Here is a 15,139-nt window from a genome sequence, read left to right as displayed (position 1 = left end):
CTTTTTGGGAGCTGGCTCAACCTTTTACCGTCACTCTGCGACCCCCTTGCAGGAGAAAAAGCCCTGAACGGGTCAGGGCTTGCAGGGAACATGCACAGAAATGGCGGGCAGAGCGCATAAACGACCACAGCTCAGCCATTTCTGACAAATTTACAGTTTGGCGGTGAGCTCCGGCAGCAGAGTGAAGAGATCCCCCACCAGCCCGTAGTCAGCCACCTGAAAGATGGGGGCTTCACTGTCCTTGTTGATGGCCACGATCACCTTCGACTCCTTCATCCCCGCCAGATGCTGGATGGCGCCCGAAATGCCGACCGCGATATAGAGCTCGGGCGCCACCACCTTGCCGGTCTGCCCCACTTGCAGATCGTTAGCGACATATCCCGCATCAACGGCGGCTCGCGATGCGCCCACCGCCCCACCCAGCTTGTCGGCCAGCGCTTCTATCAAAGCAAACTGCGCCTTTGAGCCCAGCGCCCGGCCACCGGAGACAACCACCCGAGCGGCGGTCAGTTCGGGCCTGCTGGAGCGCACCGCGCGGCGCTCGACCAACCGGGTACGACCAGCGAATTCGGGCACGGCCAAGCGCTCGATGAGAGCCTGCCCGCCTGTCGCCGCCTTGGCAAACGCGGTGGCCCGCACCGTCATCACTTTGACGGGCGCCGAGCTTGCCACTCTGGCGATGGCATTGCCCGCATAGATAGGGCGCAGGAAGGTGTCGCTGCTCTCGATAGCCGTCACCTCGGAGAGCATCTCCACCCCGAGCCGGGCCGCCACCTGTGGCAGCAGCGCCTTGCCCATGGCACTCGCCGCCATCAGGCAGTGGCTGTAACCTTCACACCAGCTGGCCAGCAGCTTGTCCACCCCATCCAGCAGCCCGTCGGCCAAGCGGGGATGTTCGGCAAGCAACACCTTGTCGACACCGCCAAGGGCAGCCGCCTGTTCACCCGCCTCGGTCAGCCCCTGACCCAGCAACAGCAGGTCAACCTGACCGCCGATGGAGACGGCAGCGGTGACCAGTTGTGCCACGTTGTCGGCCAGATGGCCCTGATGATGTTCGGCAATGATCAGCACGCTCATGGCAGCACCTTCGCTTCGTGTTTGAGTTTGTCCACCAGCTCGTCCACCGAGCCCACCTTGATCCCGGCGCTGCGGGCTGGCGGTGCCATCACTCCTAGCAAGCGGGTCTGATTGGCCACCTCAACGGCGAGTGTCGAGAACGGGGCGCTATCAAGCGGCTTGCGCTTGGCCTTCATGATGTTGGGCAACGAAGCAAAGCGCGGTTCATTCAAACGCAGATCGGCGCTCACCACGGCAGGCAACGGCATGCCCAGGGTCTCGAGGCCACCGTCGATTTCGCGGGTCACCAGCAGTTCCCCCGCTTCCACCTTGAGGGCTGACGCGCAGGTCGCCAGCGGCCACTCATTGAGGGCAGCCAGCATCTGGGCCACCTGATTGTTGTCTGAATCGATGGATTGCTTGCCGAGCAGCACCAGATCCGGCAGCTCCTGCTCACACACCTTGTGCAAGGCGCGGGCGACAGTCAGCGGGGTGAGCGTCTCATCGGTGACACTCTCACAGGTTATATAGTGCAGCGCCCGATCCGCCCCCAGCGCCAGCCCATGGCGCAGTTGCTCGGCGGCAGCGTCAGGGCCAAAGGTCACCACCACCAGTTCGCTGGCAACCCCGGCTTCCCGCAGCCTGACCCCCTCCTCCACCGCAATTTCACAAAAGGGGTTGATCCCCATCTTCACATTGGCGAGCTCCACGTCGGAGCCGTCTCCCTTCACCCGGATCTTGACGTTGTAGTCGACTACCCGTTTGATCGCGACCAGCAGCTTCATGGGGTCATGCCTCATCTCTTTGGATTGAATTCATTAGTGTGCCTCTGCGTTTGTTGCAGTACGCTCTTCCCTGATTTTTTGCTTTTTCTTGCTCAGTTTTGCTTACAACTACTTTACGTTTACGTAAACTACCAGCATTACCCTAGGCCAACCAGAGCGCAGAGGCAAGATGGAACGGGAAGCAATGGAATTTGATGTCGTCATCGTCGGCGGCGGTCCGGCGGGGCTCAGTGCAGCCATCGCCCTGAAACAGCAGGATGCTACTCTCTCCGTCTGTCTGCTGGAGAAAGGGGCGGAAATTGGCGCCCATCTGCTCTCCGGCGCCCTGTTTGATCCCGTCGCCTTGCAAGAGCTGCTGCCGGATGGCTGGCAGCAAGCGCCGCTCGGCGTGCCGGTCAGCGACGATCAGGTGCATCTGCTGCAAAGCGAGCAACGCTCCCTGCAACTGCCCGCCTGGGCCGTGCCGCCCCGAATGCACAATGAGGGCTGTCACATCGTCAGTCTTGGCAATCTCTGCCGCTGGCTCGGCCAGCAGGCGGAAAAACTGGGAGTCGAAATATACCCGGGGTTTACCGCCAGCGAACTTATCATGGAAGCGGGCCGGGTCAAGGGGGTCATCACCGGCGATCTGGGGCTGGATCGCGCTGGCAACCCGAAAGCTGATCATGTGCCCGGCATGGCGCTGCTCGGCCGCTACACCCTCTTTGCCGAAGGGGCCCGCGGCCATCTCGGCAAACAGCTGATCGCCGACTTCAACCTGGCAAGCCCTGCCCAGCCCCAGCACTATGCCATCGGCTTCAAAGAGCTGTGGCAACTGCCTGCAGGTCGGGGCAAGGCGGGACAGGTGCTGCACGGCAGTGGCTGGCCCCTTGGCAAGCAAGGGGGCGGCAATAGCCACGGCGGTTTCTATCTCTATCAAATGGAGGGGGATCAGGTTGCGGTCGGGCTGATTGTCGATCTCAACTACCAGAATCCCTGGCTCAGCCCGTTCGACGAATTCCAGCGCCTCAAGCATCACCCGCTTATCGCCGGCGTGTTGCAAGGGGGGGAACGCATCAGCTATGGCGCCCGCGCCATCACCAAGGGGGGCTGGCACGCCCTGCCCCGCATGCACTTCCCGGGCGGACTGCTGATCGGCTGCGATGCCGGCACCCTCGACTTTTCCCGCATCAAGGGGATCCACACCGCCATGAAATCGGGAATGCTGGCGGCAAAAACCGTCGCGATGGCCCTGCGGGGGGGCGATGAGGGAGGCCGGGATCTGGCCCAGTATGGTGACGAGCTGCAACAGAGCTGGCTGGCCCGCGAGCTCAAGGCGGCGCGCAACTTCGGCGCGGCGCTTCACCGCTATGGTCCCTGGTTGGGCGGTGCCTTCAACTGGCTGGAGCAACGGCTGTTTGGCGCAAGCTCGCCCTTCAAGCTGCTCGATAAGGCTCACGACTACCGTCAGCTGCGCGTGGCCAGCCGCTGCGAGCCCATCCATTATCCCAAACCCGATGGCAAGCTGAGCTTTGACAAGCTCTCGTCTGTGTATCTGGCCAACACCAGCCACGACGAGGATCAGCCTTGTCACCTCAAGCTGCAGGACGAGCGCATTCCGGTCGAGGTCAATCTGCCCACCTGGGCAGAACCCGCTCAACGCTACTGCCCGGCAGGGGTGTTTGAAGTGCTGGAAATGGAAGGCGCGGCCAAACTGCAGATCAACGCCGCCAACTGTATCCACTGCAAAACCTGCGATATCAAGGACCCCAGTCAAAACATTATCTGGACGCCGCCACAGGGGGGCTCCGGGCCCAATTATCCGAATATGTGATGAAGCGGGGTAGCGGCAACAAGCAGCCCCAGCTAGCCCTCCCCCAGCCAAAGGCTGGGTTCTACCCCGCATAGCCACTCAGGTGATCCGACCTCGCTGTTTTTTTGAACAAACAAGCTGAATCCCTGATGAATAGCCCCTGACAAGCGCGGCCCGCCCCTGTATAGTTCGCCGCATTCAGGTTTTCCATCGGCCCGATCTGCTTATCCACGGGATCGCCTTCTGCAGCGATCTAAGGCCGCATGACCTGTGCAACCATCCCTGATTACCCATGACTTTTTAAGGGGGGACAGATGATCACCGCCTACATTCTCAACAACAAGGTGCTGGACATAGTCACGCTCGGGCCTGACGACATAGTACCTGACAACACGGTCTGGCTGGATGCCTACAAGCCGGACACGGCAGAGCGAGAATGGTTGACGGGCCTGTTCCTGGAAGAGGTCCCCGACAAGGAAGAGCTCGACGACATCGAAGCATCCGCCCGTTTTTACTGGGATACCGATGGTCTGCACATTCACTCCCTGTTTCCCCAGCGGATCGGTCGTGACACCAAGGGTGTCCACGTCTCCTTTACCCTGCGCAACAACCTGCTGATCAGCATTCGCGAAGATGACATCGGGCTGGTGCGCCTGCTGCGCCACTATATGCGCCAGGATCGGCTGGAGGTGGAGGATGCCCTCGATATCCTGCTGGAGGTGCAAAACCTCAAGGTGGAGTACCTCTCCGACCTTATCGAAGATGGTTACAAGACCTTGGAAAACACCGCCGATCAGATCTTCGAGCCGGATCAGATCAACCCCATGCTGAAAGAGTTGATGGCGCAGGAAGAAGCCAACGGCCAGATCCGTCTCTCTCTGCACGATACCCGCCGCGCCCTGCGTTTCCTCAAACGCAGCCTGCGCCAGCGCATGAGCCTTGAGCAGAACAAGTGGATCGACGAGATGCTGCACGACGTGGAGTCTCTCTTGCCCCACACACAATTCCTGTTTGACAAGATCAACTTCCAGCTGGAGGCCTCCATGGGGGTAACCAATCTGGAGCAGAACAAGGTGATCAAGATCTTCTCGGTAGCCGCCGTGATCTTCCTGCCGCCGACCCTGATCGCCAGTATCTACGGCATGAACTTCGGCCGCATGCCGGAGCTCGCCTGGGAGTATGGTTATCCCATGTCACTGGTGCTGATGGTGATGTCATCGCTCGGCACCGGCCTCTTCTTCAAGCGCAAAGGCTGGCTGTAACGCCGCCGACGCGCGCTGCGATATCTGAAGAAACAGATTGGGGGGCATGGCCCCCCGATTAATTTGCGCCACCCCCAATGCCTTGCAAAGGGCGCTTCGTCGCCCCATATCCCCTCCATCACTCAATTCAAGTGGATAACGGGCAACCATGACCCTCTACCCCGAACACCGATATGACGATCACGGCCAGTTGCGCCCGCCCCTCTGGTTCTGGCCCATCGCCCTGTTGCTGACCCGCTCGGTTTGGCTCTTTCTGATGGCAGGGGTCACCCGCGAGAGCGGCAGCGAGATCCTGACCCTCTTCTATCCGGACAAGATCACCCTCTACATCAGCCTGCTGACCGACGTGCCCGCCATGCTGGCGTTGCTCGCCTGCGGCGGCACCTATCAGCAGACCCAGAGCATTCGCGCCAGACTCCGGCGCCACAGCCCGCTGCTGCTGCTCTGCTCTGCCGTCAGCGGCCTGCTGATGCAGTTGCACAGCCTCAATCTGCAAAAGTGGTCGTTCAGCTGGCCCACCGCACTGGTGCTGGTCGCCAGCCTCTGGTCACTCTGGTATCTGCTGCGCAGTCGCCAACTACGGGAATATGCCGCAGACCAGCCCCACTGACGGGGCTGACACCTATTGGCGAGTGACCCGGACCTGCAGGGTCTGGCGCTCGCTCTGGCTGCCTCGCCCGCCCTGTAACTGGGTGCCGAGGCTACTCCCCTGATCCGCTGAGCTGGTCGAAAGCTCTCCCACCGTCAGCCACTGGCCTGGGGCCCCGCTCACCTCAGTGGCACTCTGCCCACGATTGATGGAGCCCTGCTCCAGCCTCGCCTGTTCGCTGCTCAGCGCAATCTGCACCCGATCGCCAATCAAGGTGGCCGTGGCATAGAGGCCGTTCACCAGCGGCATCATCCCCACCACGGCGCCCCCGTTCCACTGATAGAAGGTGACCGGCTGATAGGAGCCCATCTGCAGCAGCACGGGACGGCCCGACAGCCCGCGCACCTGCCAGCTGTCGTTCTGGCTGCGCTGGTACTGCCGGGCGTTGCCATCGAGCAGCCACTGCCGCTTGGCCTCGTCGCGACTGATTGAACCCCCCAGTTGCTGACCGCTGGCGGCACCATCGACCCGCCACTCGATAAGCAGGCTTTGCGGTGGCTGGTTGATCTGCGCCAGCGTGGCTTCGGCCTCCTGCAGCTGGGCTGGCGTCCCGCTCAGCACCAGCTGATTCCCCATGGCGCTGACCCCAAGCTGGGGATAGATCTCCTTGAGGGTCTGCACCGCGGCCTGCGCCTCAAAGACCGGGATCACCTTCACCTCGGCCCACAGCGACGGGCTCCAGAGTCCCATCATGCAGCCAAGCCACAGCAGCGCCCTGCGGCCAACCTTGCCCATCCGAACCATTACGCTCTCCTCGTTCTCTGTGCTCTTCTCGCTCTCTGTTCTCTCTCTGCTCAGGCGTAGACCTGCGCCCGCAGCCAACAGCTCAGCCCTATTCCGCTCACCCTTCGATGATGAACCCGGCGGTTGCCAAAAAACAGTCGGGAATGCAGCAACTCCGTGGTTTCCCACGGTATGAGGCTCTCATTCCACGCCCGTTATCGCGTAAGATAGCGCCATCATAGTTGCCCAAGCGGAATCCATCATGTTGAAACAGCTGTTGTTACTCCCCCTCGCCTTGCTGCTGGGGGCCTGCTCCCTGACCCAGTACAACGTCAGCGAGGCCGAAATCAACCAATACCTCAAAGATCAGGTCTCTTTTGAAAAACAGCTGGGGATCCCCGGCATCATGTCGAGCAAGATCCGTCTGGATGAGATGCAGAGCCGTATAGGCCGCAAACAAGCAGATCGCATCGAGCTGGACGCCACTGGCGACCTGCAGGTGAGCAGTCCACTTGGCAGCCAGCAGATGAAGATCCGCTTTGCCCTGAGCGCACGCCCGGACTATGTGGCCGATCAGGGCGCCATCTATCTGCGCGATCTTGAGCTGATCTCGGTCAAAACCGAGCCGGCCGATATCGGGGCCGCCCTCACCCCGCTGCTGCCCACCTTCAATCAGTCGCTCTCCCTGTTCCTGTCGCAGACGCCGGTCTACCGCCTCGACAGCAGCCGCAAGAACGAAGCCAGGATCAAGGAGAAGGTCGAAGCCCTCAAGGTAGAGCCGGGCCGTCTGGTCATCCCGTTCAAGCTGCTCTGATCGCCGCCGCACCGGCACGTTCAGCGCAATAAACAGATAACCGCCCTCTTCGACAGCACACGTCTGCTTTAACGTGCTACCGATCAGGGCGGTTTTTTACTTCTCAAGTCCCCCTCAACACAGCATAATGCAGACCATTCTCATTTAGATTCGTCATGAGAAGCGTCAATAATAAAACCAATGGTGAGAAGGGACATGAGAAAAACCGTACTGGTTCAGGCGATCGCCTGCGCACTGATCAGCGGCGCCGCACACGCTGCCGTCAAAGTCGAAGACAAGACATTCAATACCGCCGCCAACATGCTGGCCTATACCGAATTCGAGCTCTCCGGTGAGCCGCTTGCCGAAGCGCTGGGGCTGGATCTGGATGTGCTGGATGCCAACCGTGCTGATGAGCCGACCCCGTTCGACTTCGCTGCCGGCATCGAATCATACGAATACTCCGAAGAGGCGATGTACGCCCTCAACTACCAATCCGGCATGGGCCCGCATCTGGTGAACGGGCCGCAAAACCTGGCCCGTGGCGGCACCATGGCCTCTCTGGGGCAACGGGTGCTGGCCATGGCCGATGCCGTTGGCTTCCCGGCTGATGAAGTGCCGCAGGGCATGTATCCCCTCTCCCTGCCCTATGCCTCCGCCAATCCGGAGTTTGCCCAGGCCGTCAACGCCACCCCGGTCAATGGCGACCAGATCACCATCAAGACCGCCAAAGGGACCGAGAAAACCGTCAAGACCCAGGTGCCAGCCTACTTCCGCGACTACAGCACCCTGCGCTGGAGCGGCAGCGACAACCTGCTGGTGCCCGCAGCGGTGGGCGGTATCCTGCTCAAAGAGGTGATGTGGTCGCAAGACTTCCTCGGCGGCATGCACGTGGCCGAGACCGATGAAGAGGTAGAAGCCGCCTCCGCCACCATGGATCAGGATGGCAAACACAAGCTGGGCGTCTCTGCCGCCGATGGCTTCAATGGCATGATGCTGACCGAGCAATCCATCGACAAGCTGGCCATCATGCAGAACCAGCTTGGCTTCGATGGCAAGCAACTGGGCGCCAAGATCACCCCGCAGTACGATCCGGCCAAGGGCGTTGTCTACTTCCCCCATCAGGTGAAAGTGACCGAAACCAGCAACAACGATGCCGGTGCCATCGGCAAGCTGGAGGTGGTGGATGGCTCCGCCCAGCTGCGCGATGCCTGGATGATGCTGTGGCCGCTCTCCGAGTTCTATGCCTTCAGCGATCAGCGCAGCGCCAACACCAACCAGAACCCGGCCTTCCACGCCGTGTTTGACGGCGCGCCGTTTGCCGCCGCACCGGCTGCCAACAAGACCAATGACCTGGGCAAAGCGGTCGCAGGCAGCGATGCCTTCTCGCTGGCGATCAATCTCTCAAACCTCACCTTCAAGAACCTGGTAGCCCTGCACTTTGATACCAAGGCTGGCACCCTGGTCGACAGCTGGCAGGCTGGAAAACAGGGCAAGCACGTCACCACCTTTGACGCTGCTTACGCACTGGTCGCCCTGCAGATCTTCCAGCGCGCTCAGGACGCGCTGCCGGTCGGTTACGCCGCCGGTGACAATGGCGAGCTGAACCTCAAGACCAAGCAGGGTCAACAGGCGCTCGACTTGATCCGCAAACAGGCCGATTTCATCCTTGCCAACCTCAAGGGCAAAAATGGTCTGGTGCATGACGGCATCACCCTGGGTGGCAAGCTCGATGCCGGCCACTCCATCGATGCACAGTTCGCAGCCATCCGTGGTCTGACCGCTGCGTTCCTCGCTACCTCCGATGCCAAGTACCGCACTGCCGCACGCGAGCTGTTTATCGCTGCCGACAAGGCCTACTTCAATGCCAAAGCGGGCACCTGGCTGGCGGGTAAACAGGGTGAATACACTCCCTGGACCCAGGCCGCCATCTCCGGCGCCCTGCGCTCTGCCATGCTGAATCTACGCAACGAAGGGGCCGAGAAGGCGCCCGAGCTGGAGCTGGCCAAGCTGACCGGTCAGTACGTCAGCTGGTTCCGTGGCACCGTCAACGGTGGCATGCAGATGGCCGAGTGGATTGGTGACTCCGGCGAGAACATCATCGAAGGTGCCGGCAGCGACACCGACGAAGATGGCGTACCGCAAGTGACCGCCGCCGGTGGCAAGCACGGCACCGCCATGGTGATGGCCGCTAAAGCAGTGGTTAGCGAATAATCTTCGCCATTCACCAGCATGAAAAAGGGAGCCAGATTGGCTCCCTTTGCATTACAGCGTCTGACACAGTTTCAAGGACTTTCCTCAAACCAGCTTGTCCAGCATCTCCTTGGTCACCAGCACAATCCCCTGCTCGGAGCGGTAGAAGCGGCGGCTATCCTCATCGGCATTCTCGCCCACCACCAGCCCATCGGGCAGCACACATCCCTTGTCCACCACCACCCGGCGCAGACGGCAACCGGCGCCAATCTCGACCCCGGGGAAGATGATGGCCTGATCCAGGGTGCAGAAGGAGTGCACCCGCACATTGGTAAAGAGCACCGAGTTGAGCACGAACGACCCGCTGACGATGGTACCGCCCGAGAACATGGAGTTGATGGTCATGCCGTGCTGGCCATTTCTGTCCTGCACGAACTTGGCGGGCGGCGTCAGGGTCTGGCTGGTCCAGATGGGCCAGTTTTGATCGTAAATATCGAGCTCGGGCAACACGGAGGCGAGATCCATGTTCGCTTCCCAGAATGAATCCAGGGTACCTACATCACGCCAGTAGGGCTTTTGTCCCTCGCGCGCCCCGACACAGGACATGTTGAAGGGGTGAGCAAAGGCCAGCCCCTCCTCCACGATGCGGGGGATCACATCCATCCCGAAGTCGTGCTTGGAGTCCTGATTGTGAATATCCTCCTCCAGCAGTTGGTAGAGGTACTCCGCCTCGAAGATATAGATCCCCATGGAGGCCAGCGAGCGATCTTCGCAACCTGGCATGGCGGGCGGATTGGCCGGTTTTTCGACGAAGGCGCGGATCTTGCGCTGCTCGTCGATATCCATGATCCCGAAGGCGGATGCCTCGGCCCGCGGCACCTCGATACAGGCGACCGTCACCTTGGCACCAAGGCGCACATGGTCGAGCAGCATGGCGGCGTAATCCATCTTGTAGATGTGATCCCCCGCCAGCACCACCAAGTATTTGGGGCCGTAGTCACGGATGATATCGACGTTCTGATAGATGGCATCGGCGGTGCCGCGATACCAGTGCACCTCATCCACCCGTTGCTGGGCAGGGAGCAGGTCGATGAATTCGTTCATCTGGTAACGCAGGAAGGACCAGCCCGATTGCAGGTGACGCAGCAGGCTGTGAGATTTGTATTGGGTGACTACACCAACGCGGCGGATCCCCGAGTTGATACAGTTGGAGAGCACAAAATCAATGATCCGGAATTTGCCACCGAAATGGACGGCAGGCTTGGCGCGGTTGTCAGTCAACTGCTTCAGGCGACTACCACGTCCACCCGCCAGCACCAGTGCCATACTCTGGTTCAATAATTGTCGTGCTTTGGCACTATTTTCGGGCTCTAACAACATGATTTACCTCTGCCTTGTTTGATCTATTTTCAACTCATCTTCGCCTGTTTCGGCACCTGTGAAAGTGGTTTCACTCACATTTAACCGATCTCAATTGACCCTTTTCACCGAGTTGCGAGGAATAGCATGCTTTGCTCCGCCAGCTTGGTTAAAATTCCCCCACAAAGCAGCCACTTCAAGGATGACAAGATGGTTCACAAGCTCGGACGTACCCTCTTTCTGATCGCCACCATAGTGACCATACCCCTGCTGCTCCTGCAAGCAGTTTGGTTGGCCCTTCAGAGCACACCGCTCACATTGGCCATTATTCTGGCCACCACACTGCTTGGCATGATCCTGCTGTTGATGCTGGCCATCCGCACCATGGATGGCATGCTCCAGCATCAGGAGCTCACCTGGGTCAAGGCGATCAGGGGACGGGATCCCTCACAACTCGATGAGCCCGCCTCCCGGGAGGTGCTGCAACAGCTGCTGGAACAGTTCGAAAGCGCCGAGCAGAGCGCTCATCGCCAGCTGACCGAGCTCAGCAACCTGGCCACCACCGACGAGCTGACTCAGCTTCTCAACCGCCACGCATTTCGCCGCGACATGACCGAGTTGCTGCAGCGGGATCAGGACACCCAGACCGCGACCCTGGTGCTGATCCGTGCCACCGAGCTTGGCAAGATCAACGCCCAGCGCGGATTCCAGTCTGGTGATGCCTACATCAAGGACATGGCGGCCCTTATCAAGCGGGTGGTAAGCCGCTTCCCGGGCAATCAGGTCTACCGCATTTCGGGGGCTGATTTCGCCGTTCTGGTGCAACCGGTGGCCAATATTCCTCCCCATCTGCTGGGGCAGGATTTGAAGGTGGCCTTCGATCACTATCAGGATCAGCACGAGCTGGAGAGCACCGGTTACTCGGGGCTGACCAAGCTCAGCAGCGGCCAGAAAATTGAAGCCGTGCTGGCCAGAGCGGATCTGGCGCTGGCTCGCGCCCAGACCGAAACCATCAACGGCTGGGCCATCCAGCAGGATGACAGCGCCTCCGATCTGCAGGGGCAACACCACTGGCGCGACGTGCTGACCGAAGTGCTGGCGCAGGAGCGACTCAGCTTTACCTACCAGCCGATCCAGCCCCTGCACCGCAGCATGCTGGCTTACAACGAGATCTACACCCGCTTCAGCGGCAATGACGGCACCGCCCTGCCCACCGACACCCTGTTTGCCATGGCCCAGCGGCTGGATATGGTGATGCGGCTGGAGCAGCTGGTCATTACCCACATCATGCGTCAGTACCGGGCCTTTGGTGCCAACCAGAGTCGCTGGGGGATCAATCTCTCTCCCAACTTGCTGCAAAACAGCGCCTTCCTGATCTGGCTTGACCGCCAGCTGCTCAAAGATCCCAATACCAGCGCCAATCTGGTGTTCGAACTGGATGAAGAGCATCTGGAACGCAACCTGACCGGCGCCAAGCGAGTGTTTGAACTGCTGCGCCGCAACGGCAGCCGCTCGGCCATCGCCAATTTCGGCAAGGGGATCGGCTCCTTTACCCTGTTTCGCGAGCTCAAGCCCGACTACATCAAGCTCGATCCTGCCCTGATCACCGGGCTGGAGCAGGATCAGACCAACCAGCAGTTCGTGCGGATGATCGTCGATGTATCACATCGGATGGGGTGTCAGGTGATTGCAGAGGGGGTGGAACAGCTTGGCCAGAAACAGCTGCTGCAGGGGATGTATGTGGATGGCTTGCAGGGCTATCTGATCGCCCGGCCGCAACCGCTGCGACCGGATATCAGCCAGCTGGGGCTCTTTACTGAGGATGCTTCAGCTTCAAAAGGGTCAGAATGATGTCATTGAGCTGACGATAGCGCTCCAGCTCTTTTTGGTCGTAACGGGTCGCCAGCGTGGTGGGGTTGTGGCGGTTCTTGAGGTAACGGTTGATTTGCAGGCGATTGAACCCCGCCACCTGATAGACCTGGCCAAGCAGGGTATTGAGTTCATCGTGCTCCAGACCGGCTCTGGCCAGATAGTCCCCATCGGCGGGACTCTCGGTCTGGTGGCTCCACTTGCCAATGCGACCGCTCTCTTGCAGATAGCTGAGCCACTGCTCGATATAGAGGGGTTTGCACCCCGCCAACAGATTGAAAAAGCCCACCGCATCGCAACGACAACCGCTCAGGAGCACGACCGCCAGCTGATCATCATCGCACTGGAAGGTCACAGGTCCGGCTTGCGCCCAATCCAGCGCCTGCACCCGAATGCTGGCCTTCTCACCCGCAGCTCCCGTTACGTCAAATACAAACATGGCGCTCCTCCCTTGGCAAAAGGTTGATGATGGACCATCCCCCTGACAGGTGCAAAGGCAAATCGGCTTTTAACTCATCAATCTGGATATTCGACCATAAAAAAGACCGGTATTCTGAACGAATACCGGTCTTTATCTTGATGGCCTGTACGTTCAGGCCATCAATGGAGGCGCTTTCAGGCGTCCAGTTCAACCAGTGCCTTGGCCAGCTCGATGGGTTCGAGCTCCTGGCCTTCCAGATCGGCGTTCCAGTTCGGGCCGACCAGCACATCGTCTTCATCCAGATCGTTGATCCAGATATCGAGAAACTCTTCCAGATCGATCACTTCCGGCTCGTAATCGGCCCACTCGTCAACACAGTGCAGACGGGCGTCCTCTTCGGCAGACCAGAGCGGCATCACGTCGGCATCTTCAAATTCGGCGGAGCGGCAGACGACCCAGTCTTCCCCATAGCGCAGACCCCACACCTGACCCGACTCGCGGACTTGTTCGATAAACAGTTGGAAATTGGCGTCAAGGTTGTCGTTAAGCATGCTCATGGGGTTCTCTCTTTCTTTCGGGTGCTGCGGCATTGTCGGGCGACAATACGATGGCCAAATGGTGTCGTAAAAGTGACATGGACTCAAGCATATTGGGGTTATTCCGGGAAAAAAGCCGGGATAACTCCCATTTGCCTGCAAAAACGCCTCCCGATGGAGGCGTCTTGCAGATTCAGGAGATCAACGCTCCCAGTAAACCTCTTCCAGGCTGTCCTCTTTCTCCGGCAAACCGCGGGAGAGACGGGGGCTGCTCTGGGCCAACACCTCGTAGCTGACACGGTTGGCGTATTTGCACACCTGGGCCAGTGAGGAGTAGGTCAGGAACTCGGAGATGTGCTTGGCGGAGTTGGGCACATTCATCCGGTGATAGGAGTTGGCCACCATGTCGTGCAGCACGGCGGAAAGCGCACCATCCCCTGCCCCGTTGGTGTTCTTGATCTTCTCCGGCCCGCCCATGTAGGGAGAGATATGGGAGTAGATCCGTACCGGCTTGCGGCACTTGGCGCGGGCCATCGGGCGGCTGAACTCATACATGTTGAACTCGGGGATGACGCCCGGCAACAGGGTATGAGTGGTCTCGCGCTTGTAGTCCTCGTCGGTGTAGCTCGCCATGTAGAGGCCGATGGGGCCAGCAGTACAGAGCACCATGTCGGCCCAGTCGAGCGCCTTGTCGGCCGCACCGAGCGGATCAGCGATACCGGTCAGGGCTTCACCTTCGTCTTCGTTCATCGCCAGCACAGTCACGTTCTCGGCAATGAAGTCGCGCCACCACTGGGGGTTTTCGTCGATAACGAAACGGGTGCCCAGGGTCAGCACCACGGGAATACCGGCCTCACGGGCATAACGCACCGCGGTCATGGCCGCCTCTTTCATCGGATCACCATCGTCACCACGTACCAGATAGGCGGTGATCACCAGGGCAGACGCCCCTTTGATCACATCCTCCGGAATGTGCTGTACATCCAGCTGGTTCATCTTGCCGGCGTTGATACCGAAGCTGCGCTCGCCGCACTCGGTGATGAAGGTGAAGCAACGACCGATGGGGCCATCCACCGGCTGCAGATAGTCCAGATTGACGCGGGAAGAGGTGTTGCACAGATAACGGTAGGCGTAGCAACCGATGCGAATGTCCTGACTCATCACACCCAGCAGGATGGAGTGGGAATCGGCCAGTACCGAGTAGTTGTGTACAGTGTTGCCAATGGTGCCACCGGCAAACTCGCTCACCACCATGTTGTTGGCCTTGAGCTCGTCATAAATGCGTTCTGCCACGTCGTCGTTGATGACGACGGAGTGCCCCTTGCTCAGACCATAACGGGTCAGAAAGTCTTCATCCACATGGGCTTCGATATCAACCAGGGTCTGATCAATCCCGACGACGTAGGCTTTGCCCAGCTCGGTTAACAGGGGATTTTGCGGCACCAGGGGATCGCGTCTGTCGACAGGGAAGTAGTGTTTGGACTTGCGCTGACCGGGAAATTTCATGGCAATGTTCTGTGCTCTGGGGGAAAGAGGGGCGGGATTTTAACACAATCCGCCGCCCCGAAAAGTCGCCCTGTTTAAATTATGGAGTCAGTATAGACAAGGCCCGCAAGGAAAAACGTTTGCCTTTTCACCATAAAAAAAACCACCCCGCCCGAGGTGGTTCAATAGCATACAAAGCGCCTGTTTTCAGGCGGC

13 protein-coding genes are annotated in these 15,139 nt (G+C 59.7%); 6 read left to right on the top strand and 7 right to left on the bottom strand.

Going from position 1 to position 15,139, the window contains the following annotated elements:
- Positions 1-150 precede the first annotated feature (150 nt).
- Together AB5Y82_RS16925 and AB5Y82_RS16920 are read right to left on the bottom strand one after the other, a co-directional pair.
- On the bottom strand, positions 151-1,077 hold the full coding sequence (locus AB5Y82_RS16925) for an electron transfer flavoprotein subunit alpha/FixB family protein (protein WP_368174274.1): 927 nt from the start codon (positions 1,075-1,077) through the stop codon (positions 151-153).
- The gene (locus AB5Y82_RS16920; RefSeq protein ID WP_368174273.1) at positions 1,074-1,841 is read right to left on the bottom strand and encodes an electron transfer flavoprotein subunit beta/FixA family protein; all 768 of its coding nucleotides are present in this window, start codon (positions 1,839-1,841) and stop codon (positions 1,074-1,076) included. Before AB5Y82_RS16920 ends, AB5Y82_RS16925 begins: the two co-directional genes overlap by 4 nt.
- 169 nt (positions 1,842-2,010) lie before the next feature.
- Between AB5Y82_RS16920 and AB5Y82_RS16915 the strand changes: the two genes are divergently transcribed.
- The 3 genes from AB5Y82_RS16915 to AB5Y82_RS16905 all read left to right on the top strand — a co-directional run bounded on the left by AB5Y82_RS16915 (position 2,011) and on the right by AB5Y82_RS16905 (position 5,505).
- A complete protein-coding gene (locus AB5Y82_RS16915; RefSeq protein WP_368174272.1) occupies positions 2,011-3,654 on the top strand; it encodes an electron transfer flavoprotein-ubiquinone oxidoreductase in 1,644 nt (547 codons plus the stop codon).
- Between the two features lie 293 nt (positions 3,655-3,947).
- Entirely contained in the window at positions 3,948-4,895 is a 948-nt protein-coding gene (corA, locus tag AB5Y82_RS16910) for a magnesium/cobalt transporter CorA (protein ID WP_005337059.1), read from the top strand.
- 148 nt (positions 4,896-5,043) lie between these two features.
- Positions 5,044-5,505, top strand: a complete 462-nt coding sequence (locus AB5Y82_RS16905) for a DUF2919 domain-containing protein (RefSeq protein ID WP_042657897.1) — start codon at positions 5,044-5,046, stop codon at positions 5,503-5,505.
- Between the two features lie 12 nt (positions 5,506-5,517).
- Here AB5Y82_RS16905 and AB5Y82_RS16900 read toward each other — a convergent pair whose 3' ends face one another.
- On the bottom strand, positions 5,518-6,288 hold the full coding sequence (locus AB5Y82_RS16900) for a hypothetical protein (protein ID WP_368174271.1): 771 nt from the start codon (positions 6,286-6,288) through the stop codon (positions 5,518-5,520).
- 241 nt (positions 6,289-6,529) lie between these two features.
- Here AB5Y82_RS16900 and AB5Y82_RS16895 point away from each other — a divergent pair, with 241 nt between their 5' ends.
- Complete coding sequence (locus AB5Y82_RS16895) at positions 6,530-7,081, top strand: lipoprotein (protein WP_368174270.1); 552 nt, start codon at positions 6,530-6,532, stop codon at positions 7,079-7,081.
- Positions 7,082-7,276: 195 nt separating this feature from the next.
- Positions 7,277-9,274 carry a hypothetical protein gene (locus AB5Y82_RS16890; RefSeq protein WP_204379903.1) on the top strand — a complete coding sequence of 666 codons (1,998 nt, stop codon included), beginning with the start codon at positions 7,277-7,279 and terminating at the stop codon, positions 9,272-9,274.
- Positions 9,275-9,358: 84 nt separating this feature from the next.
- Here AB5Y82_RS16890 and glgC read toward each other — a convergent pair whose 3' ends face one another.
- Positions 9,359-10,633, bottom strand: a complete 1,275-nt coding sequence (gene glgC / locus AB5Y82_RS16885) for a glucose-1-phosphate adenylyltransferase (RefSeq protein ID WP_139429679.1) — start codon at positions 10,631-10,633, stop codon at positions 9,359-9,361.
- Positions 10,634-10,822: 189 nt separating this feature from the next.
- On the opposite strand from glgC, the gene AB5Y82_RS16880 reads away from it, so the two are divergent.
- Positions 10,823-12,463 carry an EAL domain-containing protein gene (locus AB5Y82_RS16880; protein ID WP_139401650.1) on the top strand — a complete coding sequence of 547 codons (1,641 nt, stop codon included), beginning with the start codon at positions 10,823-10,825 and terminating at the stop codon, positions 12,461-12,463.
- Here the strand turns inward: AB5Y82_RS16880 and AB5Y82_RS16875 are convergent.
- The 3 genes from AB5Y82_RS16875 to AB5Y82_RS16865 all read right to left on the bottom strand — a co-directional run bounded on the left by AB5Y82_RS16875 (position 12,426) and on the right by AB5Y82_RS16865 (position 14,944).
- Positions 12,426-12,920: a hypothetical protein gene (locus AB5Y82_RS16875; RefSeq protein WP_042055706.1), complete on the bottom strand. Its 495-nt coding sequence runs from the start codon at positions 12,918-12,920 to the stop codon at positions 12,426-12,428. The two genes, AB5Y82_RS16880 and AB5Y82_RS16875, sit on opposite strands and share 38 nt — an antisense overlap.
- Before the next feature lie 176 nt (positions 12,921-13,096).
- Positions 13,097-13,459 (bottom strand): DUF2750 domain-containing protein, encoded by a 363-nt coding sequence (locus AB5Y82_RS16870; protein ID WP_005337077.1) that lies wholly within the window; start codon positions 13,457-13,459, stop codon positions 13,097-13,099.
- Positions 13,460-13,639: 180 nt separating this feature from the next.
- Positions 13,640-14,944: an inosine/guanosine kinase gene (locus tag AB5Y82_RS16865; protein WP_111900024.1), complete on the bottom strand. Its 1,305-nt coding sequence runs from the start codon at positions 14,942-14,944 to the stop codon at positions 13,640-13,642.
- Between the last annotated feature and the right edge of the window lie 195 nt (positions 14,945-15,139).

It is taken from the genome of Aeromonas sp. s13 (assembly GCF_040907905.1).
Lineage (GTDB): Bacteria > Pseudomonadota > Gammaproteobacteria > Enterobacterales > Aeromonadaceae > Aeromonas > Aeromonas veronii.
The sequence above is the reverse complement of the archived record's forward strand: the minus strand, read 5'-3'. Positions and strand labels throughout refer to the sequence as shown.